This is a genomic window from bacterium, assembly GCA_035295165.1.
In the GTDB taxonomy this organism is placed as follows: Bacteria; Sysuimicrobiota; Sysuimicrobiia; order Sysuimicrobiales; family Segetimicrobiaceae; genus JAJPIA01.
In genome coordinates this window covers 1-25,058 of sequence record DATGJN010000092.1, presented here as the reverse complement: position 1 = coordinate 25,058, position 25,058 = coordinate 1, and the positions used below count along the sequence as shown (strand labels likewise).

21 protein-coding genes are annotated in these 25,058 nt (G+C 69.8%); 3 read left to right on the top strand and 18 right to left on the bottom strand.

Annotated features, from left to right (window positions below):
• Positions 1–82 precede the first annotated feature (82 nt).
• On the bottom strand, positions 83–1,129 hold the full coding sequence (gene argC / locus VKZ50_15600; protein HLJ61151.1) for an N-acetyl-gamma-glutamyl-phosphate reductase: 1,047 nt from the start codon (positions 1,127–1,129) through the stop codon (positions 83–85).
• Between the two features lie 76 nt (positions 1,130–1,205).
• The gene (locus VKZ50_15595; GenBank protein ID HLJ61150.1) at positions 1,206–2,441 is read right to left on the bottom strand and encodes an alkaline phosphatase family protein; all 1,236 of its coding nucleotides are present in this window, start codon (positions 2,439–2,441) and stop codon (positions 1,206–1,208) included.
• Between the two features lie 644 nt (positions 2,442–3,085).
• Between VKZ50_15595 and VKZ50_15590 the strand changes: the two genes are divergently transcribed.
• A complete protein-coding gene (locus VKZ50_15590; protein ID HLJ61149.1) occupies positions 3,086–3,313 on the top strand; it encodes a hypothetical protein in 228 nt (75 codons plus the stop codon).
• An 80-nt stretch (positions 3,314–3,393) separates the two neighbouring features.
• On the opposite strand, the gene VKZ50_15585 is transcribed toward VKZ50_15590, so the two are convergent.
• The 14 genes from VKZ50_15585 to murJ form a co-directional block, all read right to left on the bottom strand.
• Entirely contained in the window at positions 3,394–4,611 is a 1,218-nt protein-coding gene (locus VKZ50_15585; protein HLJ61148.1) for an ABC transporter permease, read from the bottom strand.
• Positions 4,608–5,354, bottom strand: coding sequence for an ABC transporter ATP-binding protein (locus VKZ50_15580; GenBank protein HLJ61147.1), 747 nt, complete (start codon positions 5,352–5,354; stop codon positions 4,608–4,610). Before VKZ50_15580 ends, VKZ50_15585 begins: the two co-directional genes overlap by 4 nt.
• Before the next feature lie 74 nt (positions 5,355–5,428).
• Positions 5,429–6,907, bottom strand: a complete 1,479-nt coding sequence (locus VKZ50_15575) for an efflux RND transporter periplasmic adaptor subunit (protein ID HLJ61146.1) — start codon at positions 6,905–6,907, stop codon at positions 5,429–5,431.
• Positions 6,904–8,307 carry a TolC family protein gene (locus tag VKZ50_15570; protein ID HLJ61145.1) on the bottom strand — a complete coding sequence of 468 codons (1,404 nt, stop codon included), beginning with the start codon at positions 8,305–8,307 and terminating at the stop codon, positions 6,904–6,906. The genes VKZ50_15575 and VKZ50_15570 overlap by 4 nt, the downstream gene beginning before the upstream one ends.
• A complete protein-coding gene (locus VKZ50_15565; GenBank protein ID HLJ61144.1) occupies positions 8,304–9,461 on the bottom strand; it encodes a HAMP domain-containing sensor histidine kinase in 1,158 nt (385 codons plus the stop codon). The genes VKZ50_15570 and VKZ50_15565 overlap by 4 nt, the downstream gene beginning before the upstream one ends.
• Positions 9,454–10,188 carry a response regulator transcription factor gene (locus VKZ50_15560; GenBank protein ID HLJ61143.1) on the bottom strand — a complete coding sequence of 245 codons (735 nt, stop codon included), beginning with the start codon at positions 10,186–10,188 and terminating at the stop codon, positions 9,454–9,456. Before VKZ50_15560 ends, VKZ50_15565 begins: the two co-directional genes overlap by 8 nt.
• Entirely contained in the window at positions 10,151–10,507 is a 357-nt protein-coding gene (locus tag VKZ50_15555) for an SHOCT domain-containing protein (protein ID HLJ61142.1), read from the bottom strand. The genes VKZ50_15560 and VKZ50_15555 overlap by 38 nt, the downstream gene beginning before the upstream one ends.
• Before the next feature lie 136 nt (positions 10,508–10,643).
• On the bottom strand, positions 10,644–10,835 hold the full coding sequence (locus VKZ50_15550; protein HLJ61141.1) for a DUF1272 domain-containing protein: 192 nt from the start codon (positions 10,833–10,835) through the stop codon (positions 10,644–10,646).
• Complete coding sequence (carB, locus tag VKZ50_15545) at positions 10,836–14,036, bottom strand: carbamoyl-phosphate synthase large subunit (GenBank protein ID HLJ61140.1); 3,201 nt, start codon at positions 14,034–14,036, stop codon at positions 10,836–10,838.
• A 5-nt stretch (positions 14,037–14,041) separates the two neighbouring features.
• A complete protein-coding gene (carA, locus tag VKZ50_15540; GenBank protein HLJ61139.1) occupies positions 14,042–15,163 on the bottom strand; it encodes a glutamine-hydrolyzing carbamoyl-phosphate synthase small subunit in 1,122 nt (373 codons plus the stop codon).
• Positions 15,164–15,484: 321 nt separating this feature from the next.
• Complete coding sequence (locus VKZ50_15535) at positions 15,485–16,459, bottom strand: 50S ribosomal protein L11 methyltransferase (GenBank protein ID HLJ61138.1); 975 nt, start codon at positions 16,457–16,459, stop codon at positions 15,485–15,487.
• Positions 16,456–17,550 carry a molecular chaperone DnaJ gene (dnaJ, locus tag VKZ50_15530; protein HLJ61137.1) on the bottom strand — a complete coding sequence of 365 codons (1,095 nt, stop codon included), beginning with the start codon at positions 17,548–17,550 and terminating at the stop codon, positions 16,456–16,458. The genes VKZ50_15535 and dnaJ overlap by 4 nt, the downstream gene beginning before the upstream one ends.
• Positions 17,551–17,557: 7 nt before the next feature.
• The gene (gene hrcA / locus VKZ50_15525; GenBank protein ID HLJ61136.1) at positions 17,558–18,580 is read right to left on the bottom strand and encodes a heat-inducible transcriptional repressor HrcA; all 1,023 of its coding nucleotides are present in this window, start codon (positions 18,578–18,580) and stop codon (positions 17,558–17,560) included.
• A gap of 97 nt (positions 18,581–18,677) precedes the next feature.
• Positions 18,678–20,291: a murein biosynthesis integral membrane protein MurJ gene (murJ, locus tag VKZ50_15520; GenBank protein HLJ61135.1), complete on the bottom strand. Its 1,614-nt coding sequence runs from the start codon at positions 20,289–20,291 to the stop codon at positions 18,678–18,680.
• Positions 20,292–20,495: 204 nt separating this feature from the next.
• Between murJ and rpsT the strand changes: the two genes are divergently transcribed.
• Complete coding sequence (rpsT, locus tag VKZ50_15515) at positions 20,496–20,756, top strand: 30S ribosomal protein S20 (protein ID HLJ61134.1); 261 nt, start codon at positions 20,496–20,498, stop codon at positions 20,754–20,756.
• 31 nt (positions 20,757–20,787) lie between these two features.
• Here the strand turns inward: rpsT and holA are convergent, their stop codons facing one another.
• Positions 20,788–21,864 (bottom strand): DNA polymerase III subunit delta, encoded by a 1,077-nt coding sequence (gene holA / locus VKZ50_15510; protein ID HLJ61133.1) that lies wholly within the window; start codon positions 21,862–21,864, stop codon positions 20,788–20,790.
• Positions 21,865–21,956: 92 nt separating this feature from the next.
• Between holA and VKZ50_15505 the strand changes: the two genes are divergently transcribed.
• Positions 21,957–22,547, top strand: a complete 591-nt coding sequence (locus VKZ50_15505) for a YceI family protein (protein ID HLJ61132.1) — start codon at positions 21,957–21,959, stop codon at positions 22,545–22,547.
• 50 nt (positions 22,548–22,597) lie between these two features.
• Here the strand turns inward: VKZ50_15505 and thrS are convergent, their stop codons facing one another.
• Positions 22,598–24,544 (bottom strand): threonine--tRNA ligase, encoded by a 1,947-nt coding sequence (gene thrS / locus VKZ50_15500; GenBank protein HLJ61131.1) that lies wholly within the window; start codon positions 24,542–24,544, stop codon positions 22,598–22,600.
• Positions 24,545–25,058: the final 514 nt, after the last annotated feature.

Genomic DNA, 25,058 nt, shown 5'->3' with positions numbered 1-25,058 from the left:
AGGCCCTCCTTTGATGCGGCCGTCCCTGGTGCCGCGCGCGTCGGGATCCCGCGGGTGCACCGCGGGGTGTCCGCCCGCGCGCCTACGGGTACAGCCCGGGCGTCCGGAGCCCCAACGTTTCCGGCAGACCGAACATCACATTCAGGTTCTGGACCGCCTGCCCCGCCGCACCCTTCCCCAGGTTGTCGAGCGCGGCGACCGCGATCGCGGTCCGCGTGCGCGCGTTCACCCGCACGGCCAGATCACAGTAGTTGCTGCCCGTCGTCGCTTTCGTCTGCGGCAGGATACCGTCCGGCAGCACGCGGACGAACGGGGCGCCGGCGTAGGCGTCCCGGTACAGGGCGGCGATCTCGCTCCCGTCCAGCTGCCGGACGAGCGGGACGTACGCGGTGACCAGGATCCCGCGCGTCATCGGGACGAGGTGCGGCACAAACGTCACTCGCACATCGCCGCCGGCCTGGGCGCTCAGTTCCTGCTCGATCTCCGCGGTGTGATTGTGGTTCGGCACGCCGTACGCGCGGATGTCCTCGTTCGTCTCCGCGTACGGATACCCCCCGCCCGCTCCTCCCCGGCCGGCGCCCGACACGCCCGACTTCGCGTCAATCACGATCCCGTCGCGGGCCGCCACGCCGGCGCGGAGCATCGGCGCGAGCGCGAGGAGCGCGGCCGCCGGGTAGCAGCCCGGGTCGGCCACGAGCTTGGCCCCCCGGATCTCATCGCGGTGCAACTCCGTGAGTCCGTACGCCGCCTCCGCGAGGTACTGGGGCGCGGCGTGCTCGAAGTTGTACCACATCGGATACAGGGACGCGTTCCGCAACCGGAAGTCTGCCCCGACATCGATGACGCGCGCGCCCCGCTCGAGCAGCTCCGGAACGAACGTCGCAGACTTTCCGCTCGGCAGCGAGACGACGACGAGATCGGACTCCTCGCCGAGCACCGCCGCGTCGGCGGGTTCGGTCACCAACTCCACGAACCCGCGCAGGTTCGGGTAGAGGTCGGCGATCGACTGTCCCACGCGGCTCTCGGCGGTGACGTGGACCAGGCGCGTCTCGGGGTGCGTGGCCAGCAGTCGAACTGCCTCCGCGCCCCCGTACCCCGAGGCCCCGATCACGCTCACTCGAACCGACATCGCCGCCCCCTCTCGCGCCGTCCGCGAGGCTGCGAATAATTATACTGACAAATGAATAAAGTTGCAACCGATCGCGCTACGGACAGCCGTGCGCAGCGAGCGACAGCGGCGCGCGGGGCGCCTGGGTGAAGTCGACGCCGTCGAGCAGGGCGTTGGCGCGCGCGTCGCGCGCCGTGAGCGCGGGCAGGCCGAACAGCACCTCCACCGTCTTCGGCACCGATGCGTGCTCGGTCAGTTGGTGGGACACGTACCCGCGCCGCGCGTACGGCGAAATCACGAGCGCCGGCACGCGGAAGCCGAGCCCGAAGGTGTCGACCTGCGGCGGCGGGACGTGGTCGTACCAGCCACCCCAATCGTCCCACGTCAGGACGATCAGCGACGACGCCCAGTCCGGTCCCGCCATCACGGCGTTGATCTGATCGACGGTCCAGCGCATGCCGTCGCAGACGCTGCGCGGCGGATGCTCGTCCCGGAAGCCGAACACCCACGACACCGCCGGCAGTCGGCCGGCGCGCGCGTCGCCGACGAACTCGCCGGGACCGCGCAGGTTCTCGCGCAGGGCGGGGTCGGCGTAGATGCGGGCCAGGAGATCCATGACCCAGAAGCCGTACCCCCGCCAAGAGATCGACCGCGCCGCAAGCAGCGTCGGGAGCGTCGGGATGTCGAAGCACGGCCTGGCGGTCACGGGCGTTCCGTCGCGATCGAGGACGGTGATCGCACCGAACGGCATCGCGCACGGCGCGAGGTCGCGGGGAACGCCGCGGGCGTTGCTGATGGCGCCCCCCGAGCTCGCGGCGACCAGGAACAGATGATTGGGCGTGCTCGGCCCCATCACCGAGGTGAAGTAGCGATCGTGGAGCACAAACTCGCGCGCGTACGTCCAGTAGTCGGCGATCTGAGCCTCGCGGTACTGGGCGAACCCGAGCGGCGCTCCGTGTTGGATCGCGCCCGGCACGAGATCGAACCGGTCCATGCGCCCGTGGTCGTAGGCGGTGTGGGCGGCCTCAAAGGAGTTGTCGGGAGCGGGCGCACGGTCCGCCGCAACCGGTGGCGACTGCCTGCGCCCGCCGGGGGACACCGTCCTCGCCCCCTCGGCCCCGGGAAACTGCCCGAAGTAGTTGTCGAACGTGTGGTTTTCCTTGACGATGACGATGACGTGCCGGATGGGTGACCGCGGCGAGATCTGCGCCGATGACGGTGCCTGTGCGCCGGCGAACCAGGCCGCGAGCGCGCAGGCGGTCGCGACGAACCGAGTCGCGCGCCCGCCGGCGTGCGCACCCGACCGGCGACGGTCACCGACGGAATTCGACACCTCATCCGCTCCCCGCGCGCACGAACGTACGCCTACGCCCCCGGCGCAGCCGCCCGCGCCGATCACCGCAGCGCGCGATGCCCCCGCCCCCTGACCGCCTCATCAGCGGCCGCAGCCCGAACTTGACGAGCAACCGGGCACCTCTCAATGGATAGTACACCGCGCGCATCGACTGGGGAAGATGGACGAGCGTCGTGTCATGTGGAGACCAGGTGAGCGCAGACTTCGCGAAGGCCAAGCTCCAGTCCGGAAATCGCTCGAGCACCTCGTGGGCGTGGTACGGGGGGTGAATTCGCGCTGTCCGAGAGTCAGCCGTGGTTCCTCCGTGAGAAGCTCGCGGGAAACCGCACCGGCCAGGCGAGTCGCGCGCGCGTCGTTTCGCAGGGCGTCCGCCATCTCGCCCGGCAGGGGTGCGTCGAGGTGGTCGAGGGCCAGTCGCAAGCCCAACGCGACCATACGCCGGCACCCCAGCCGCGGCGCACCCGCCGCCAGTCCATTTTCGGGGGTGGCCGGACGAGCTCGGCCACGTCGCAGATCCATTTCAACCCGCCCCAGTAGTGCTGGTTGGCATGGACGCACAGCAGCAGCAACGTGTCCGCGGGGGTCAGCGTTGGGACGATCGTGCCGTCGACCGTGACCGATCGATGCCGCCCCTGCTCCCCATGCCGCCCGACGTGTGGTTGGTGCGCCGCGAGGATGCAGGGGCAGACGATCTTTGGTACGTCGTCGTCGACAACCACGTGCAATACTCGTTGTCGGAGCACGACGCGGGAGGGTGGCTGCGGGTGCTCCGGCAATTCGACGGCCGACGCACGTTGCGGGAGGCGCTCGACGCCGCGGCCGCCCCCGAAGCCGAAATCCGGAAATACTAGGAGGAGGCGATCGGCTTCGGGGTGGCTCCTCCGCGCCGACGTCGCCGGCTGATGCGCCGGGGCCTCGTTGCGCCCCCCGCCTACTCGTACCGCAGCGCCACGATCGGGTCGAGCGCCGCCGCCCGCTGCGCCGGATAGAATCCGAAGACCACGCCGACGACCAGCGACGACACGAACCCCAGCACGATCGAGAACCCGGAGACGAGCACGGGCCAGTGCCCAAGAACCGACGTGCCCTGGGCCGTGAGGAGCCCCATCCCGATACCGATCAGCCCGCCGACGCACGCGAGCGTCAGCGCCTCGACCAGGAACTGCAGGAGAATGTCTCGCCCGCGGGCGCCCACGGCCATGCGAAGGCCGATCTCGCGTGTCCGCTCGGTGACGGAGACCAGCATGATGTTCATGATGCCGATCCCACCGACGACCAGCGACACGACCGCGATGCCGGCCAGCAGCAGCGCCTGCGTCTGCGAGGTGGCAATGCGGACCTGCTGGATGTCCGCGATGTTGCGGACCGAGAAGTCGTCGGGCTGCGAGACGGTCAGGTGGTGCCGGAGGCGGAGCAACCGCTCGGTCGCGTCCACGACCAGGGGGACGGCTTCCGGCGTCGTCGCGGAGACAAAGATGTTGTTCACCCACGTCTGCCCGGTCAGCCGGGCCTGCAATGTCGTCATCGGGACCATCACCACGTCGTCCTGATCGCGGCCGAACCCCGACTGCCCCTTGGCCGCGAGCACGCCGACGACCTTGAACGGGACGTTCTTGACGACCACGGTCGCGCCGACCGCCCCGCCCGAGGGGAACAGATTCTGCGCGACGGTGGCGCCGAGCACGGCCACCTTGGTGGCCTGGTCCACGTCCGCCTGCGCGAAGAATCGGCCTTGCGCCACCGCCCAACTCCGCACGGTCGTATAGGACGGCGTCGTCCCGCCAACCACCGTGTACCAATTGGTCCCGCCCGCGACCACCTGCGCGCTCGTCTGCGAGTACGGCGCGGCGCCGGCGACCTCCGGCACGGTCTGGGCGATCGCGGTGACGTCGGGCAGCGTGAGGGTCGTGCGGCTGCCGCTGCCGAGGTTCACCCCGCCCGTGGTGATCGCCCCGGGGATGACGACGAGCAGGTTCGCTCCAAGGCTCTCGATCTGCGCGAGGACCGCCGCCTGCGCGCCCGCCCCGATCGCCATCGACGTGATCACCGCGCCGACACCGATGATGATACCGAGCATCGTCAGGATGGAGCGGGTAATGTTCCGCCGGAGCGCCTGCCAGGCAATGCGGAGCAGGTTGGAAAGACTCACGCGCGCACCTCCGGTGTCAACGCCCCGCGGGTCGCTGCCTCGCGGACGGCCGAGGGAACCGCTTCTGCGGACGGCCGGTCGTCGACGATCAACCCGTCCTTGAACGTGGCCACGCGCTCCGACCACGCCGCGATGTCCATGTCGTGAGTCACCAGAACTACGGTGATGCCCTGGACGCGGTTGAGGTGTTGGAACAGCGTCATGATCTCGGCGCTGCTCGCGCTGTCGAGGTTGCCGGTCGGCTCGTCCGCCATCAGCAGCGGCGCGCCGTTCGCGAGTCCGCGCGCGATCGCGACCCGCTGCTGCTGCCCACCCGACAGCTCGCTCGGGCGGTGCCCGAGACGGTCGCCGAGTCCGACTTGCTGCAGCAGTTCCCGGGCGCGCGCCACGCGGGTGTCGCGGGGAACGCCGGCGTACAGCAGCGGCAACTCCACGTTCTCCTGCGCCGTCGTCCGGGCGAGCAGATTGAAGCTCTGGAACACGAAGCCGATCTGGCGGTTGCGCACGAGCGCCAGTTCGTCGCGCGACAGTCGGGAAACCTCCCGACCGGCGAGCCGGTACGATCCCGACGTCGGACGATCCAGGCAGCCGAGCAGGTGCATGAACGTGGACTTGCCCGACCCGGACGGCCCCATGATCGCCACAAACTCACCGCGGCGCACCACGAGGCTAACGCCCCGCAGCGCGCGGATCGCGGTCGCCCCCTCGCCGTACACTTTGGTCAGATCGCGGACGTCGATCAAGGGATCGGCGCCCGCGGCGCCCGCCCGGTCCACAGTGCCGACCGGCGCGGGCGCAATCGTGGTGGCGTCCCCGGTCATTGGCCGCCCCCTGAGCTTCCGCCGCCCGACCGAGCACCGCCTCCGCCGCCGCGCCGCTCGGTCACGATCACAGCATCGCCGTTTCGAAGACTGCCGCTTCGTACCTCAATGTTCTGGTTGTCGGACAGACCGATCACGATGCGCACCGGGGCGGGGTGCCCGCTGCGGAGCATCCACACGGTCACTGTAGACCCCGGCGCGCCGGCGACAGGAGGCCCCTGCTGGCTGGACCCGCTCTGCACCAGCGATCCACCGCCCCCGGCGGCGCCCGCGCCGCCGCTCCGCGACGTGAGGGGGCGGTACAGCACCGCGGCCGTGGGCACGGCCAGCACGTGGGTCCGCGTACCGGTGTTGATCGCGACCTGGGCCGTCATGCCCGGCAGGAGGCGTCCCGAGCTATCGTGGACAACGACGACCGCGTCGTACGTGACGACGTTGTTGGTTACGGTCGGGTTGACGCGCACCTGCTGGACGGTGCCGTTGAACGTGACGTTGGGGAACGCCGTCACGGTGATCTGCGCGCTCTCCCCCATCTTGACGTTGCCGACGTCCGCCTCGTCCACCGACGTGTCCACCTGCATGTCCGTGAGGTTCGTCGCGAGCGTGAACAGCGTCGGCGTCGAAAACGACGCGGCCACAGTCTGTCCGACGCTCACGTTGCGTGCCATCACGATCCCGTCCACGGGACTCTTGATGAGCGTCTGTGACAGATTGTACTGGGCCTGCCGCACCTGCGCGGCCGAGGCCGTCGCCTGTGCCTGCGTGGCCGCCGCCTGCGACTGCGCGGTCGTCACCTGGTCGTGGGTGCTCTGCAGCTGAGACGACGCGGCCTGCACCTGCGCTTGGGCAACCTGGACCGCCGCCTGTGCGGCGCCCACGTCCGCGGCGTCCGCCGCTTGAGCCGTTTGATCCGTATCCATCTGGCTCTGCGGAATGTACCCTTGCTTCAGCAACTCGGCGTCCCGCTGCACCGTCGTCTTCGCGAGCGCCAGCGTGGCGGCGGCCTTCGCCGCGTTGGCCTGCGCGCTCCGGAGCGATGCCTGCTGCTGCGCCAGGGTCGCCGTCGCCGCCTGCACGGCGGACAGATCCTGCTCGATCGCGCTGGCGCTGGCGCGGGCGGTGGCCTGCGCCGCGGAGAGATTGGCGGTGCCCTGTGCGACGGTTGCCTGGAAGGTCGTTGGATCCAGAACCGCGAGGATCTGGCCCTTGGTCACCTTGGAGTTGTAGTCCACGTTCAGCGCCGCGATCGTCCCGGACACCTGCGTACCTACTTGCACCACGTCCACGGGGTTCACGGTGCCGGTCTCGCTCACGGTCGACGTGATGTCCGTGTACGCGACAGGCCGCGTCACATACTGCACCCCGTTGCGCCTCGTGGTCAGGCGCTGGTATCCCACGACGCCGGCGCCGACGATCAAGATGGCGATCAGCACGATCGCGGCGATGCGGCCTGCGCGGCCGAATGTCCCTGTCATTGTGTCCCTCCCAGCGCGCTGCTCTGAATCGGCAGCCCTTCGGCATGCAGCAACGTCGCCAACGCCGTCTGGTAGCTGTACACCGCGCTCACCGCGTTGACGTCGGCCTGCGCGGCGTTCGCTTCTGCGGTCGTCACGTTCAGAATCGTACCCACGCCCGCGCGGTACTGCCCTTGGGCGACCTGCAGCGCCGCGTCCGCCGCCGCGGCCGCCGTCGCGGTCGCGGTCAGGTTCGCAGCCGCCTGCACCGCGTTGAGGTACGCCTGGTAGGCGTCCTGTCGGACCGACAGCTGCGCTGCGCTGAGCGAGGCCTGGGCGCTCTGGAGCGTCGCCTGCGCCTGCTGGACCTCGGCCCGCCCCTTGCCGGAGTCATAGAGAGGAAGGCTGACGGTGCCGCCGAGCCCGTACCCCACGTTGTTGGTGAGGTTGGAGTTCGTGCTCGCCGGAGTGTAGGTGGTATTGATCGACAGGCTCATCTGCGGGCCGGCATTGACGCGGGCGAGGTCCAACCCGGACTGCGCCGACTGGACCTGGGCCTGCGCCTGCGCCACCTCCGGCCGGTTCGCCAGCGCCTGCTGTACGGCCGTGGCGCCACTGCCCGCCACCGCCGCCGGCGGCGCGGCGGGGGCCTGGACCTCGACCGCCCCGGCAACGTCCGCGGCGAGCAGCGCCTGCAGCGCCGCCTTGCTCGTGGCGATCTGAGCCTGGGCGCTCAAGAGGTTCACCTGCGCCTGCGCGACCTGGGATTGGACCTGGATGACGTCCGACTGCGCCGCCACCCCCGCCTTGACCTGCGCCTGGGTCTGCGCCAATTGGTCCTGGTTCTGCTTGAGCTGCGCCTGCCGAACGTCGGTCAGTTTCTCCGCGCTCAGCACGTTGAAGAAGGCGGTCGCGGTCTGGAGCGCAATGCTCTGCTGCGTCAACCGCAGCGCCGCCTCGGCGATCGCCACGCCGGCGGTCGCCGAGCCCACCTCGGCGCTCGTCCGTCCGCCGTCGAACAGCGGCACGCTGCCGACGAACGACACGGAGCCGGTTCCCTGCACGCTCGGGAGCACCTGGGCGACGCCGGTGGACGTCACCGTCGTGCCGGACGTCGTGCCGTAGTTTCCGCTTCCGTTCAGGGACACCGTCGGCTCCAGCCCCGTGCGGGCGATCGTGATGCCCTGCTGGGCAGCCGCCAGCGCTTGCTGCGCCGCCGTCACCTGTGGATTCTGCGCGAGCGCCTGCTGAATCGCTTGATCGAGCGTCAACGCCGGGCCCGCGGGCGCCGACGGCGCCTGTCCCTGCGCGGACGTCGGGCCGGCCGGCGCGGACGCCGCCAACGCGATGCCACCGGGCATGCCGGACCCCGCGGCCAGCAGCGCCGCGGTGAGAATGGAAACGAGCATTAGCCAGTTCATGCTCCCTCCTGTAGGCGCATCGGAAGCACGACCGTAAACGTGCTTCCGGCGCCCGGGGTGCTCTCCACGGTCACGCGACCGTGGTGCGCCTCGACGAGTGATTTCACGATCGCAAGCCCGAGGCCCATCCCGCCGCTGCTCCGGGTCCGCGACTGGTCCGTCCGATAGAAATGCTCGAAGATGTGCGGCAGGTCCCCCGCGCCGATGCCCTGCCCGGTATCCGCGACGGCCAGCCGGACGCCATCGTTCTCCCAGCGCAGGGTGATCCGCACGGTCCCCCCCCTCGGCGTGTACCGGAGCGCGTTGTCCACCAAGTTTTGCACGATCTGCCGGAGCCGGTCCGGGTCCGCCGTGACCGACAGCGTCTTCGGGGCGGCGAGCTCCACCGAGATTCCTCGATCATGGAACGACGGCGCGAACGCCTCGACCGCCTCCGAGACGAGCTCGGCCACGTCGACCGTCTCCGGGTGGAGCCGCAGCTGGCCCGCTTGCGCCAGCGAAAGGTCGCGGAGGTCCGTGATCAGCCGGCGCAACAGCAGGGTCTGACCGTGCAGGCCGGCGATGCGATCCGGCGTCGGCTCGATGACGCGGTCGAGCATCCCTTCCAACTGTCCTTGGATGACCGCGAGCGGCGTCCGCAGTTCGTGCGTGATCCCGGCAAACAACTGCCGGCGCTGTTCTGCGTCCTGAGCCAGTTGCACCGCCATCCGGTTGAACGCGCGCCCGAGATCCGCGACCTCGTCCCGGCCGGACACCGGAACCGTCGGCGCATCGTTTCCTGCGGCGATCGCCCGCGCCGCCCGGGTCAGATCGGTGACCGGCCGGGCGATCCGGCGCGCCAGCCACAGCGCCACGAGCACGCCGACACCGGCCGCGACGAGCGTGCCGCCCCAGATCGCTTCGCGGATCCGCGACTGAAACAGCCGTTCGCGGGAGCCGAATCGACCATGCCGCTCCGGCTCGGCCGTCTGCTGCGACGGCCCGGCCGGCCGCGTGCCGACGCTCGGGATATTCGCGGCCTGGTCGGGCCGTTGCTCGACGTACTGCCGAAACATCGTGCGCGACGTAACCGTCACGAACGTGGTGTTCAGCGCCGTGGTGAGCACGGCGATCACGACGAACGCGACGCTGAGCCTCGCGCGCAGGCTACGCACGATGGTCCTCTCCACCGGAGAACTTGTACCCCACTCCGTAGACCGTCAGCACATACCGCGGCGTACGAGGATCGGGCTCCACCTTACCGCGGAGGTTCTTGATGTGCGCGTCCACGGTGCGCTCGTACCCCTCGAACGCGTGTCCCTGCACGCGGTCGATCAGCTGCATGCGCGTGAACACCTGGTTGGGGTGACTGGCGAGCGTCTCGAGCAGTCGGAACTCCGTCGGCGTCAGCTCCAGGCGCCGCGCGCCGAGCGTGACCTCGTGCGCGCGCAGGTCGATCGTGAGATCCCCGGCATGAATCACGCTCGCGCCCTCCCGCACGCCGCGGCGCAGCACCGCCCGGACACGCGCCACCACTTCGCGAGGACTGAAGGGCTTCGTAATGTAATCGTCAGCGCCGAGCTCGAGCCCGAGCAACTTGTCCGTCTCTTCGTCGCGCGCCGTGAGCATGATGATCGGCGTCGTCCCCTCGGCACGAATTCGACGACACACTTCCCGACCGTCCACACGCGGCAGCATGAGGTCCAGTACCACCAGGTCGGGGTGCCCGCGCGCCACGGCCGACAGGGCGGCCTCGCCGTCGGCCGCTTGCTCCACGGTGAACCCGTCCCGCTGGAGGTACGACCGCAGCAGTTCTACGATCTGCGGCTCGTCGTCGACGACCAGGATGGTAGGCATCGCCCCGTCAACCGAGCGTGGCCAGTCGCTTGTGGTACTCGTCATCGGTGATCTCCCCGCGCGCGTACCGCTCCCGCAGCACCTGCGTGGCGGCGTCCGGGCGCGCCCACAACGTCCGCGCACCAATCGCCTTCCAGATCAGCACAAGGACGCTGACGATCAGCGCGACCCGCAGCAGCGCGAACAGCCCGGCGATCCAGAAGAACCGGAACCCGCCGCCCCCGGGGTACGTGAACCCGGGGCCGCCGGGGTGGATGGGCATCCGCACCTGCGCCAGCCCAGGCGCGGCCGCCGCGGCCAGCGCCGCGAGCACGATCCCAACCGCCAGGAGCCCGTAGAATGCGTATCCAGAGCCTCTCCGCATCGCCAATCCCTCCCGCTTTGATGCTACATTGATTCTACGCTTTTCAGTGTACGGACGGCGTACGAAGAAGTTGTGAATGGCGCATGAAAAGGTCGTGAAACGCGGCTGGAGCGCCTGCGGGGCCGCGCCGCGACCGCTAGCGGGGCGCGGCGGGATGCTTCCGGCGCGGCCGGCGCACGAGCTCGCCGCCGCAGTTGGGGCACACGTCCCCCATCGCGCCCGCGCAGACTGCGCAGAAAGTGCACTCGAAACTGCAGATGTACGCGTCCGCGTCGGGGGGCAGCGCGCGGCCGCACCGTTCGCACTTCCGCCGCATCTCCAGCGGCATCTAGAGCGGCGAGACCTCCATCGCGGCGTGCGGCGACGGAATGTGCCCCTGCTCGATCGCGATCAACACGTCGAGGAACGCGGTGGCGGTGTCGAGCGAGGTGAAACACGGCAGATGACGCTCGAACGCCGCGCGGCGCATCGCGAACCCGACGCGGCCCGGCGTGCGTCCCTGCGTCGGCGTGTTGATCACGAGCGCCACCGCGTGCTCGCGGATCAGCCGGAGCGCCGTGTGCGTCCCGCCGTTCTTGCTGACGTGGATCGCCCGGACGCCGTGTTGTTCTAGGAACTGCGCGGTGTCGTCCGTCGCGTACACGGCGAAGCCGAGGTCGACAAACCGCTGGATCAGCGGCAGCGCGGGCCCCTTGTCGCGATCGGCGATGCTCGCCAGCATCGCCCGCTCCTGCGGTATCACGACACCCGCGGCCACGAGCGCGCGATAGAGCGCGCCGGGCAGCGTGGTGTCCTGCCCCATCACCTCGCCGGTGGATGTCATCTCCGGACCGAGGAGCACATCGAGCTGGCCCAGCTTTTCGCTGCTGAACACCGGCGCCTTGACCGACACGCGGGACGGCGGCGGCAACACGGTGACCCCGGGGTACCCAAGGTCGGCGAGCGACGCGCCCAGCATCACGCGCACCGCGAGCGGCACCAGCGGCGCCCCGGCGGCTTTGCTCACAAACGGAATCGTCCGGCTGCTGCGGAGGTTCGCTTCCAGCACGTACGCGGTGCCGTCCTTGACGACGAACTGGATGTTGAGAAACCCCCGCACCCCGAGCGCGCGCGCGATCGCCACGGTGTGCGCGACGATCTGATCGGATATCTCCGGCGTGAGGCCGGGCGCGGGGAACACCGCGACGCTGTCCCCGGAGTGCACCCCAGCGCGTTCGATGTGCTGCATGATGCCCGGCAGGTACACGCCGTCGCCGTCGCTGATCGCGTCCACCTCGACCTCCATCCCCTCGAGGTACACGTCGATCAGCACCGGATGGTCGGTGTCCGCGTCGAACGCGTATTCCAGATATCGGACCAGCTCGTCCCGCGTCGCCACGATCTCCATCCCGCGCCCGCCGAGCACGTACGACGGCCGGACGAGCAGCGGATAACCGAGCCGGTCCGCCAACTCGACGCCGGCCTCCACGGACCGCACGGCATCCCCGGTGGGATGCGGGATCCCGAGCCGGCGCAGGAGCGCGCCGAACCTCCCGCGGTCCTCGGAGACGTCCAAACTGTCCACGGACGTCCCCAGCACCCGCACCCCCGCCTCCGCAAGCGGCGCGGCGAGATTGAGGCCGGTCTGACCGCCGACCTGGACGATCACGCCGTCGGCCCGCTCGGCCTCGACCACGTGGAGCACGTCCTCGAGCGTGAGCGGCTCCATGTACAATCGGCTCGCGACGTCGAAGTCGGTGCTCACCGTCTCCGGATTGTTGTTGATCAGCACGGCGTCCAGCCCCTCGGCGCGCAGCGCCTTCACCGCGTGCACGCTCGAATAGTCAAACTCGATGCCCTGTCCGATGCGAATCGGCCCGGATCCCAGTACGACGACGCGGGCGCGAGGACTCGGGGGGACCTCGCTCTCCTCCGCGTACGTGGAATAGAAGTACGGAGTTTGGGCGGGGAACTCCCCCGCGCACGTATCGACGACCTTGAACACCGGTCGCATCCCCGCGGCGTGGCGCGCGGCCCGCACGGCCGCGGCGTCCACCTCCCACACGCGCGCAATCGTCGGATCGGCGAGGCCGCACCGCTTCGCCGCCCGCAGCGTCCCGACATCGCGGTGCCTGCGCAGCCGCTCCTCCATCGCCACGATGTTGGCGATCTTCTGGATGAAGAACAGGTCGATACGCGACAGGTCGGCGATCTCCTGGGGCATCATCCCGCGCCGGAGCCCTTCGGCGACCGCAAACAGCCGCTCGTCGCACGGCTCGGCGATCCGCCGCCGGACGCCGTCGCGCGTCCAGGCCGCGGCCGCCGGGTAGGACAGCCCGTCCGCTTTCGCGTCGAGCGACCGCACCGCCTTGAGAAGCGCCTCCTCGACCGACCTTCCGATCGCCATCGCCTCACCGGTCGCCTGCATCTGGGTCCCGAGGCGGCGGTCCGCCTGCGGGAACTTGTCGAACGGCCATCGCGGTATCTTAACAACACAGTAGTCGAGGGCCGGCTCAAACGCGGCGGACGTCTGCCCAGTCACGGCGTTCCGGATCTCGTCGAGGCGACGCCCAAGCGCGATCTTCGCCGCGACCCGCGCGATCGGGTAACCGGTCGCCTTGCTCGCGAGCGCGCTGGACCGGCTGACGCGGGGGTTGACCTCGATCACGTAGTACTGCTCGCTGTCGGGGTCCTGCGCGAACTGGATGTTGCACCCGCCCTCGATCCCCAACCCGCGGATGATGCGGAGACTCGCGCTGCGGAGCCGCTGGTACTCGCGGTCGGTCAGCGTCTGGCTGGGCGCGATCACGACGCTGTCCCCCGTGTGGACGCCCATCGGATCGAGGTTCTCCATGTTACAGACCGTGATGCAGGTGTCTGCGCGGTCCCGCATCACCTCGTACTCGATCTCCTTCCAGCCCGCGACGGACCGCTCGATCAGCACCTGACCGATCCGGCTCACGGAGAGGCCGAGCGAAGCGATCTCGTCGAGCGCCCGCTGGTCGTGGGCGATCCCGCCGCCGGTTCCGCCAAGAGTGTACGCGGGGCGGACGACGACCGGGTATCCGATGTCCGCGGCGAACGCGCGGGCCTCTTCGACCGAGGTCGCGATCGTACTCGCGGGCACCGGCTCCCCGAACGCCAGCATCGCGTCCTTGAACTGCTGCCGATCCTCCGCCTGCTGGATCGCGCGCAGCGACGTCCCGAGCAGGCGAACCTGGTACCGCTCCAGCACACCGGCTTCGGCGAGCGCGACCGCGAGATTGAGACCGGTCTGCCCCCCGAGCGTGGCCAGGAGGCCCTGCGGGCGCTCCTTCGCGATCACGCGCTCCAGAAACTCCACCGTGAGCGGCTCGATGTACACGCGGTCCGCGGTCTCGACGTCGGTCATGATCGTGGCGGGGTTGCTGTTGACGAGCACCACTTCGACGCCCTCTTCCGAGAGCGACCGGCACGCCTGGCTGCCCGAGTAGTCGAACTCGGCGGCCTGCCCGATGACGATCGGGCCCGAGCCGATCACCAAGACCTTGCGGAGGTCTTCCCGCGACACCGGCGCTACCCGCCTCCGACCGCCGGCATCGTCGCGGGCGTCACGTGCTGGGACCGACCGGCGCCGACCATCTCCATCCACTGATCGAACAGGTAGGACGAGTCCAGCGGGCCGGGGCGCCCCTCCGGGTGGTATTGGATCGACACGATCGGCAGCCGCCGGTGGCGCAGCCCTTCGACCGTGCCGTCGTTCAGGTTGCGGTGGGTCACGACCATCTCCGCGGCGTCGAGCGACGCCTCGTCCACCGCGTAGCCGTGGTTCTGAGTCGTGACGTAGACGCGCCCGTTGTCGAGGTCCTTGACGGGGTGGTTGCCGCCGCGGTGGCCGTACGGCAGCTTGAACGTCTCGGCGCCGGCGGCGCGCCCGACGATCTGATGGCCGAGGCAGATCCCGAACAACGGAAGCCGCTCCCACAAGGCCCGGACCTGGGCGACCTGATGCGACAACCGGCGCGGGTCGCCCGGCCCCGGTGAGAGCACGACCCCCGCGGGTTCGTGCGAGAGCACCTCGTCCGCGGCGGCCCGATGCGGAAGCACCCACACGTCGCACCGCCGTTGCCGCAGGGCGTCGACGATCCCTCGCTTGACCCCGCAGTCGATCACCGCGATCCGCGGGCCCGGTCCTGGATAATGGATCGGCGTCTCCGCGGATACTTGGGCGACCAGATCGAGCGTGCCGATCTCGGGCACCGCCCGGGCCTGTTCGACCAGCGCCTCGTCGGAGACGCTCTCGGTTGAGATGACGCCGCGTTTGAGCCCGTCCGCGCGTAGGTGACGCACCAGACGGCGGGTATCGACGTCTGCGATGCCCACGACGCCCCACTGCGCCAGCGACGCGGCCAGCGTCCGCTCCGCCTGCCAGTGATGCGGCAGGTCCGCGCACTCGCCGACGACAAAGCCGTCGACGTGCGGCCGACCGGACTCCCATGCCTCGCCGCTGACCCCGTAGTTGCCGATGAGCGGATAGGTCATCGTCACGATCTGTCCCCGGTACGATGGATCGGACAGCACCTCCTCGTACCCGGTCATCACCGTCGTGAACACGACCTCGCCCCCGGCCGATCCCTGCACGCCGATCCCCCGGCCGGCGAACACCGTTCCGTCTTCAAGCGCCAACCGCGCCCGCATCGCGTCCCTCCTGAGCCCTCAGCCCGGCATGCATAATTATACATGAAGCGGTCATAAAAATGCAACGCTCCTCCTCCCTCAGGACGCCCCCGCCGGCAGCGCCGGGCGGGGCGGATCTCGGATCGTCGAGGACGGGACCGCGCGGACAAGAAAAACGGGAGCCCGAGAGGACTCCCACACATGCGTTCACCAGCAACCGGCGCACCATCGATCCCTCCCGGAGATCGTTAATGGTCCGCGTTCTCCGTCCGATTATACATGGACCGGTCGGCAAGTTGCAAGGACGCGCGGGGCACGCCTGCCGGAGGCGGCGCGGGATCGTTACGCGGTCGGCCGCCGGGCCCGCACGGGCGTCGCTTCCAGCACCACGGCACGCCACTCGCCCTCGGCGAGCGTCCGGCGGTGCAGGAACCCCGCCGCGCTGGCGGCGCGCAGCACGTCCCGCACACGGTCGGCGATGATGCCCGATCCGATGCATACACCGCCCGCGACCAGGCGGCGCCTTGCGGCGGCCAGCATCGGGATGATGACGTCGGCGACGATGTTCGCCGCGATGACGTCGGCCACACCCGGGGCGCCGTCGAGTCCGTCCCCCCGGACGACGCGCACGCGACCGGCGACACCGTTCCGGCGCACGTTCTCGCGGGCGACCGCGACGGCGACCGGATCGCTGTCCACCGCCCATACGCGCCGGGCTCCGAGCCGGGCGGCGGCGATCGCGAGAATTCCGGACCCGGTCCCGACGTCGAACACGATCGATGCCCCGCCACCCCGAGGCGGCGCGACCGCCTTGGGCAGCGCGCGCAGGCACAACCGTGTCGACGGGTGGAGGCCGGTTCCGAACGCCATCCCGGGATCGATCTCGATCGCGACGCAGCCGGCGGGCGCCGGCGTGCGCACCCACGAGGGACGCACGAACAGACGGCCGACGCGAACCGGCTGGATGTGCCGCCTCCACGCCGTAGCCCATCGGCGCGCGCCCACCCGTCGGTGGGTGATCCGGACGGGCCCGGGATCGAGTCCGAACGCCTGCACCCCAATGAGACGAGCGCGGAGCCCACGGAGCGTCACGGGCAGCAGCCGGGACGGCGGCAGATAGCAGCGGAAACGGCGGCGGGCCTGCGGGCGCGGTTCCTCGACCAGCCCGCCGGGCCGTAACTCCTCGAGGATGGCAATCGCCGCCTCCGAGGCCTCGACGGAAACGTCGACCGTGATCTCAACCCAGGTTCGCCCGGCGGCGCGGGGCGTGCGACGAGCGACGGCACGGGCCGGTGCGCGCCGGGGGGCGACCGTCACACGAGGTAGGCGCGCATCTTCTCGAGAAGACTCTTTCGGGCGGGCTTGATCTGTTCGCCGCGCAGCTTCGCAAACTGCGCGAGGAGCTTGACCTGCTCTTTCGTCAGTTCCTCCGGAATCGACACGGCGACGTGCACGACCAGGTCGCCGTGCCCGCCGTGCAGCCCCGGCATCCCTTTCCCCTTGAGCACCAGCGTGGCGCCCGGTTGCACGCCCGGCGTCACGGTGAGCGGGGCCGCTCCGTCCAGCGTCCGCACCTCGATCTCCGCTCCGAGCGCCGCCTGGATCATGGAGATCCCAATGTGGCAGTGCAGGTCGTGTCCCTCGCGGGAGAACACCGGGTGCGCGGTGATCGTCAGATCCGCGTACAGATCGCCGCGGGCGCCGCCGCGCATCCCCGCCTCACCTTCGCCCTGAAGGCGAAGCCGCGTCCCGTCGTCCACGCCGGCCGGGACCTCCACGGTGATCTCGCGTTGGACCATGGCCCGCCCGGTGCCCCGGCAGTCCCGGCAGGGACGTCGAACAATGCGTCCCGCGCCGTGGCACTGAGGACAGGTCGCGATCTGCGCAAACTGCCCGAACGGGGTCCGCCGGCTGTACCGCACCTGCCCCGCCCCCTTGCATCCGGGACACGGTTCCGCCGCGCTGCCTTTCTCCGCGCCGGTGCCGAAGCACGCCGCGCACGTTTCCTCGCGGGTGATCGTGATCCGTTTCTCGGCGCCCCGCGCGGCTTCTTCCAGCGAGATCTTCAACGTCACGCGCAGGTCGCTGCCGCGCTCGGGTCCCTGTCCGCCGCCCTCCTTCGCGCGCTGCTGCCCGAAGAACATGTCGAAGATATCGTCGAACGGCGTACCCCCAAACGGGGCGAATGCGCCCCCGTTCACCCCGCCGCGGTCGTACTGCGCCCGGCGTTCCGCGTCGCCCAGCACTTGATAGGCTTCGTTGATCAGCTTGAAGCGCTCGTCCGCTTGGGGGTCGCGGTTCACGTCGGGATGGTGCTCGCGGGCGAGTTGCCGGAACGCCCGCTTGATCTCGTCCTGAGTCGCGGTACGGGGAACGCCGAGGATCTCGTAGTAGTCGTTGCGTGCCATCGCGCGGCTAGAACTGCTCCAAGGTATCGCCCAGACTGTCAGCGAGGAAGCGGACGAGGCTGATCACCCGGCCATACCGCATCCGGGTCGGCCCGACGATGCCGAGCACCCCGGCCGGCCGATCGGCGACGTAGTAGGTCGCCGCGACGACGGCGCAATCCTTCATCTCGTCCCTCCGGTTTTCTGCGCCGATCGTGACGCGCACCCCCCGCTCCCCGGCGTCGTCGCCGAGCAACTCCGCCGCGGCCTCGCCCTGTTCGAGCACGGAGAGCACGGGCTGGGCGCGTCGGGCATCCTGAAACTCCGGTTGCTTGAGAATGTTGGCCTGCCCCTCAGTGTGCACACGCGCCGGGGAACGCTCGATGCGCTCGCGGAGGAGACGGCCGATCTGGTCGAGCACGCGCTGGTAGTGCGCCGCCTCGCCGATCACGGTCGCGAGCACCCGGTCCGTCAGGTCGCTCAACGGCCGGCCGGCGATCCGCCGGCTGATCTCCTGCGACAACCGGTCGCACTCCTCGGCGCTGACGGACTGCTCGAACTCGACCGTCTTGCCCTCGAACACCTCGGCGTCAGTCATGATCACCGCCATCGCGCGCCGCGGCGTCAGCGGGATCAGATGCAGGTGGCGTACCACCTGCTGGGGGAGCTTCGGGGAGGACACCACGGACGCGCACTCGGTGATGACCGCCAGCGCGCGCGCAGCCTGTTCGACGGCCTGGTCGAACTCCGTCGCCGCCAGGGTTCGCCGGATCCTCAGGCGCTCGGAGGCAGACACCTGTTCCTCGGCGATCATCGAATCGACGTACACGCGGTAGCCTTGGTCGGTCGGTACCCGCCCGGCGGAGTGATGCGGTTGGTGGAGATACCCCAGTTCCTCGAGCGCCGCCATCTCGTTGCGCACGGTGGCCGAGCTGATCTCCAGCCCATGCCGCTGCCGCGCCGCCTCACTGCCCACCGGCTCGGCCGTGACGATGTAGTCGTCGATGACCACCCTCAGGATCTGGCGCCGTCGCCCCTCAAGCTGCCCCATCGGCGGGACTCTCCCGATTAGCACTCCCCTCGGCCGAGTGCTAAGCCCTGTCTCAAAGCAGACTACCACCTGTTCGGTATGATGACAAGTCCCGGTGTCAGGCACGGCCTCCCCGGCCGAACGCCCGCAGCAATTCGAGCTCCTCGACGCCCAGGACGGCGCACACCGCCAGGTAGACGGCCCCGCCGGCCAGCAGCGCCGCGCCCAACTGCACGAGGGCCCCCGAAAGGTGCTGGGTGCTCACCGCGCCTCCCACGACGCGCAGCGTGACCACCATTACCGCGGCGAGCGCCGCCGCCGCGATCGTGGTCCGGACCGCCGTGACAAGGATCTCTCGGCCGCCGAGCCCGCCGAGACGCCCGCGCAGCAGCCACAGCAGCACGGCGACGTTCGCGGCCGCGACGCCCGAGGTGCAGAGCGAGATCCCGACAAACCCGAACCGCCGCATCAGCACGAAGTTGCCGATCGCGTTCAGCGCAATCATAAACAGGCCGACCCGCACCGGCGTCCGCATGTCGTGCAGCGCGTAGTAAGTGCGCGTCACGATGTAGTAGGCGGCGTACGGTACCGTGCCCACGGCGAAGGCCACGAGCGCGGCGGCGACGGCCTGCGTCGCGGCGGGTTGAAACACCCCGCGCTCGAAGATCACGCGCACCATCAAGTGACTCGCGGTAAAGATCGCCGCCATCACCGGCATCATCGTGAAGAACACGCCGCGCAGGCCGAGCGACGTCGTCTCTCGGAGCGCGGTGTGTCCGCTGCCCGCGGCGTGCCGCGCCATTGTCGGGAATAACGCGGTGGCGAGCGAGAGCGCGAAGATCGCGACCGGCGCCTGGATGAGCTGGAACGCGTAGTCGAGCACCGCGACGTAGTCGACCCCGGGGGTGCCGCGCAGGAACGACGCGAAGAAGCGGTTCACATTGGCGTTGATCTCGATCACGGCCAACCCCAGCATCGCCGGCAGCGCGAGACGTCCCATCTCACGGATCACGGGATGCGCCAGGTCGATCTTGGGGCTCCATCGAAGCCCCGCGGCCCGGGCCGCGGGCAGCTGCACCACAAACTGCGCGATCCAGCCCGCGAGGAAACTGAAGGCGATCCCGAGGACCCCGATTCGCGGAGCGAGCACGAGCACGCCGCCAATGATGACGAGGTTGAACACCGTGGGCGCGAGCGCGGGCACGCCGAACTGCCGATGGACGTTGAGGTATCCGGTCGCGAAGGCGGACAGCGCCAGGAACACCATGGACACGAACATCACGCGGGTCAGCCCGATCGCCTGCGTGAGCACCGAGGGGTTCGTGGTCAAATATCCCGGCGCCGCGATGGGCACGAGCACGGGCGCGGCCAGCACCCCGACGACGACCATGAGCAACCCGATCACGATCACCAAGTTGAACGTGCTCGTGACGACGCGGTCGGTCTCCTCCGCGTCCCCCCGCATCAACACCCGGGTGATCGTGGGAATAAACACGATGCTGAGGGTCCCGCCGAGAAATAGCCGCTGGACGAAGAACGGTAACGAATACGCGATCACGAACGCGGATTTCACTGACGTGGCGCCGAACATCGCCGCGATCACGACGTCACGAACGAGGCCGAGCACCCGGCTCGCGATCGTGCCGGCAGCGATCAGACTGGCCGCCCGAGCCAACCCGCCCGACGCCGCCGGGCGGCGGGCGGCGGTCAGGTCGACTTCTCCGCTAGCCATGTCGCCGTTCATTATAGCACAGGCGCGCCGGGCGCCCGGCGAGACGGCGGAGGTCCGCGATCGGTTGAACCGCCCGAGCGGCGTATGCTACAATGAGCGTCGTTTGCTCCAGCCGCTCCGCGTGGCGAGCGCGGTCCGCCGCACCGGATCACGCGCGGCCCGGGCTGACGCGGCGGCGCGAGCAAGACCGACGGAGGTGTCAGGGTGGCAAAACGGACGAAGTCCGGCCTGAAGCGGAAGCGGCAGGCCGCCGTGCGCACGGCGCGGAACCAGGCCGTGCGCTCTCAGCTCAAGACGCTGGTGAAAAAGGCCCGCGAGGTTGGGGCCACGAGCACCGACGACCTTCGCGCGGCGCTTCGCGCGCTCGACGCAGCCGCACGCAAGGGCGTCGTCCACCGAAACGCCGCCGCGCGCAAGAAGTCTCGATTGATGAAGCGGGTCGCCCGCGCCGGCGCGCCGGCATAGGTCCTCGCCGCCACACCCGCGCGGGGATCGCTCACCGACGCCCCGCCCCCTGCTCGAGCGGCCCAGGCGCGCAGAGGCGGACGATGAGGGTCTCGAGCGCAAGCCGCGGCGCCACCGCGCCGGTCTTGATCATCCCGTCGACCTCGAGCAAGGTGCTCAGCATCTCTCCCGCGTCCAGCCGTCCGAACGCCGAGACCTGCTCCCGGTAACGTTCGTATAACCAGGCCCGGTTGCCGAGGACGTCACGCCGCTCAATGGGCGTCGCGCGCCGCTCCATGAGCGTCTTGGTGCGGAGGAGCATCCGGAGCTGATCCTCCAGCATGTACAGGATGCGCACCGGTGGCTCCCCCATCGTGATCACCGTCTGCAGCAGGTCCAGCGCGCGGCCCGCCCTTCGGCGCCCGACCGCGTCCATCAGTTCAAACACGGTGGCTTCGGCCACGTGGCTCGCGACCGCCCGCACGTCTTCGAGCGTGATCTCTTTGCGCTCGCCCACATATGCGGCGAGCTTCGCGACCTCGAGACCGAGTTCGCGAAGACCGCTGCCGACGAACAGCACGAGCGCGCGCGCCGCATCCGGCGCGATCGTCTTTCCCTCGCGCTGCGCTCGAGCGCGAACCCACGGCGGAAGCGCCTCGGGATCGAGCCGGCCGCACGGGATCACCCTGCCAACCCGCTGGACGACACCGTAGAGCCGGCGCCGCCGGTCGAGAGCATCCGCGACCAGCACCAACGACGACGACGGCGGCGCGGGCTCGAGGTACGAGGCGAGCGCGTCCTGATCCGCAGGGCGCAGGACGCCCGCCTGTCGGACGACGACGACGCGCCTGGGGCCGAAGAACGGCAGCGTTTCGCACCGGGTGATGATCGCTTGAACCGGCGTCTCGCCCGCGTCGAGGACGTCCACGTTGAGCGCGCGCTGGTCGGCCGGCACCCACTCGTCGAGTAGCGTCCGGAGCGCTTCCTCGGCGCGCACGTCCTCGTCGCCCAGCAGCAGCACAACGTGTGGCGTCCGACCCGCGGGGCCGCTCGTCGCCGCCGGGGAGGCGACGCGCGCAGCGCCGCGGCCGCGGACCCCGGCGGCTCGCGGTGGCCGCGACGCGCTCATAGGGGCGCGCCCGCTCCCCGACGCCGTCCGTGACCCCCACGATACGAAGCCGACCTAGGATCGCGGTAGATGCGGTTCGCGAGGAGGCGCCCGTGCGCGTTGCGCTGATCGCCGTCACACTGGCCGCCGCGCTGCTCGCGCCGGCGGTCGCGGCCCCGCTGCCGAGTCTGCTGCCCACGGGGACGTTCGAGATCGTTCCCGGCGACTCGTCGGCCGCGTTCTTCGTCCCGGACAACCGCGGGGGGTTTTCGGGGAAGACCACCCGGGTCTCGGGGCGTGTAGTCGTCATGCAGGCGGGCGACGCCTACGTCGCGCAAGTGGCCGCGACGATCGATGCCGGCGACCTGACCACGCGCGTCGGGCTCCGCGACGCCGCGATGCGCTCGACCTATCTGCGCACCGACCGGTTTCCCGTGATTGCGTTCGCGGGCACCGCATCGGCCCGCCCCGGGCTGGCCCTCAGACCGTTCCCCGCCGCCGTCCGAGGGCGGCTCACGCTCCGCGACGTAACCCGCGAGGAACAGTTCTCGGCAACCGTGTCCGCGCTGTCCCATCAATACCTCGCCGACGTCACGACCTCGATCAACATGGCCGATTACGGCATCCCCTACCCGCGCGCGTTCATCTTCGTCGCGCGCGATCCCGTCACCATTACGCTGCACATCGTCGCGCGACAACCCTGACCGTCGTCTTGTCGAGCGTCGGCTGGGGCTCGCGACGCACACGGCGCGCGCTACGGCGCCGCCGGCGCGTCGTCGTGTCGGCGCGACGCGATCTCGTCGACGACGCGGGCCACGAACGCCGTCAGCGCGTGGCTGCCCTCGTCGCCCCGGGCGCGGCTGCGCACCGACACGGCCGCGTCGCGCTCCTCACGGTCGCCGACGATCAGCATGTATGGCACCTTCATGAGCTGGGCCTCCCGGATCTTGTGGCCGGTACGCTCGCTGCTGGCGTCGACCTCGACGCGGACGTCGTGCGCGCCGAGCGCCTCCCGCACGCGTTCGGCGTAGGCGCGATGGCGGTCGGCGATCGGCAGGACGCGCACCTGTTCCGGCGCGAGCCACAGCGGGAACGCGCCCGCGTACTGTTCGATCAAGAACGCCATCATCCGCTCAAGCGTGCTGATCACCCCGCGGTGGATCATCACGGGCCGGTGCGGTTGGCTGTCCTCCCCGATGTACTCCAGGCCGAAACGTTCCGGCAGGTAGAAATCGATCTGCACGGTGGAGATCGTCTCGTCCTTGCCGAGCACGTTCGGGACCTGCACGTCCAGTTTGGGGCCGTAGAACGACGCCTCGCCGGGCGCCTCCTGATACTCGAGCTCGAGACGCCGCATGGCCTCGCGCAGCTGCGCTTCGGCCAGCGTCCACATCTCGTCGTTCTGCACGAACTTCGTCCGGTCCCGGGGGTCGCGCAGCGAGAGCCGATACCAGAATCCCCGGAGCGAGAGGTCCCGATACGCCTGCTGGATCAACCGGACGACCGCCACGAACTCGTCGGTCAGCTGGTCCGGCCGGCAGAAGATGTGCGCGTCGTTGAGGGTCATCGCGCGCACCCGGGCCAGCCCGGACAACACCCCCGACCGCTCGTATCGGTACATGGTGCCGAGCTCGGCGATCCGCACGGGCAGTTCGCGGTAGCTGTGCTGCCCGTGCTTGTAGATCATGATGTGGTGCGGACAGTTCATCGGGCGCAGCACGAGCTGCTCGTCGTCCACCTTCATCGGCGGGTACATGTTCTCCCGATAGTGGTCCCAGTGCCCGCTCATCTTGTAGAGCTCGATGCTCGCGAGATCGGGCGTGTGGACGTGCTGGTACCCGAGGCGCATCTCCAGATCGGTGATGTACCGATCCAGGAGCCGCCGCACCGTCGCCCCGCGCGGCAGCCACAGCGGCAAGCCCTGCCCGACTTCCTCGACGGCGGCAAAGAGCCCGAGCTCGCGCCCGAGCTTGCGGTGGTCGCGGCGCTTCGCCTCCTCGAGCCGCTCCAAGTAGGCGTCGAGCTCGGCCTGCGCCGGAAACGAGATGCCGTAGATCCGCTGGAGCATCTCCCGGTGCTCGTCGCCGCGCCAGTAGGCGCCGGACGTGCTGAGCAGCTTCACCGCCTTGATGCGCCCCGTCGACAGCAGGTGCGGGCCCCGGCACATATCCTGAAACCCGTCCTGACGATAGAAGCTCACGGGGTCGTCAGGGATGCCCTCGAGCAGCTCGACCTTGTATCGCTCGCCGGCGTCGGTGAACAGCCGCAGCGCCTCGGCGCGCGGCACGGACAGCCGCTCGATCCGTTCGTCGCGCGCAGCGAGCTCGCGCATGCGCGCCTCGATGCGCGCGAGATCGTCCGGCGTAAACGGCCGGCCGATGTCGAAGTCGTAGTAGAACCCGTCCTCGATCGCCGGCCCAATCGCCAGCTTCGCCTGCGGGAACAGCTCCCGCACCGCCTGCGCCAGCAGGTGCGCCGTGCTGTGCCAGTAGATGGTTCTCCCGGCCGGGTCGGCGAACGTGAGCCACTCCACTGCGGCGTCGGCGTCGACGAGCGACGCAAGGTCGCGCTCGACGCCGTTGACCCGGGCCGCCAGCGCGTCCCGAGCCCCCTGGTCGCGCGCCACAGTCGCGAGGGGCGTGCCGCGCGGATACGCCTTCGCGCTACCGCCAGGGAACCGTATCGTGACCTGCGGGTCCATCCTCGTCCCTCCTCGGAATAAAGAGAAATCACCCCCGTCCGTTGGGACGGAGGCGATCCGCGGTTCCACCCACACTTCTCCCGCGGGTCGGCCGCAATGGTCGCCGGCCCTTCCCACGAGAACTCTCAGCGCGCGCTCACGGGCACACCCGGCGGGCTTCGCGTTGTGACCTCGCCCGCGGCTCAGGGGGGGTGTTCCGCCGCCGGCCGGGCGGGACTCTCAGCCTGGATCCCGCCTCTCTTCCGGCCGTCGACCGGCGTACTCGTCCCCGTCATTACCTTGTCGCCACCGGTGCCGGCGAGCGGCCCCGATGGCGAATGCCATGCGACGATTATAGCACGTCCGGCGGGCGCCGGAACGGCCCCGTGACGGGGGGTAGTGTCAAGTCTTTTGTGTAAATTCCCGTGAGGGAGAGCGTCTCGCCTGGCGTCTGTTCGTAGCCTGGAAGATCGCATAAACAATGCGCTCGCAACTGGCGACGTTGGTGAAGCACGTCATCGGACGCGTGCGGCGG

Coding starts and splice junctions, on each gene's coding strand:
- argC (HLJ61151.1), bottom strand. CDS start 1,129: ATGTCGGTTCGAGTGAGCGTGATCGGGGCCTCGGGGTACGGGGGCGCG.
- VKZ50_15590 (HLJ61149.1), top strand. CDS start 3,086: ATGCCGCCCCTGCTCCCCATGCCGCCCGACGTGTGGTTGGTGCGCCGC.
- VKZ50_15575 (HLJ61146.1), bottom strand. CDS start 6,907: ATGACAGGGACATTCGGCCGCGCAGGCCGCATCGCCGCGATCGTGCTG.
- VKZ50_15570 (HLJ61145.1), bottom strand. CDS start 8,307: ATGAACTGGCTAATGCTCGTTTCCATTCTCACCGCGGCGCTGCTGGCC.
- VKZ50_15560 (HLJ61143.1), bottom strand. CDS start 10,188: ATGACGAGTACCACAAGCGACTGGCCACGCTCGGTTGACGGGGCGATG.
- VKZ50_15555 (HLJ61142.1), bottom strand. CDS start 10,507: ATGCGGAGAGGCTCTGGATACGCATTCTACGGGCTCCTGGCGGTTGGG.
- VKZ50_15550 (HLJ61141.1), bottom strand. CDS start 10,835: ATGCCGCTGGAGATGCGGCGGAAGTGCGAACGGTGCGGCCGCGCGCTG.
- carA (HLJ61139.1), bottom strand. CDS start 15,163: ATGCGGGCGCGGTTGGCGCTTGAAGACGGAACGGTGTTCGCCGGCCGG.
- dnaJ (HLJ61137.1), bottom strand. CDS start 17,550: ATGGCACGCAACGACTACTACGAGATCCTCGGCGTTCCCCGTACCGCG.
- hrcA (HLJ61136.1), bottom strand. CDS start 18,580: ATGGGGCAGCTTGAGGGGCGACGGCGCCAGATCCTGAGGGTGGTCATC.
- murJ (HLJ61135.1), bottom strand. CDS start 20,291: ATGGCTAGCGGAGAAGTCGACCTGACCGCCGCCCGCCGCCCGGCGGCG.
- holA (HLJ61133.1), bottom strand. CDS start 21,864: ATGAGCGCGTCGCGGCCACCGCGAGCCGCCGGGGTCCGCGGCCGCGGC.
- thrS (HLJ61131.1), bottom strand. CDS start 24,544: ATGGACCCGCAGGTCACGATACGGTTCCCTGGCGGTAGCGCGAAGGCG.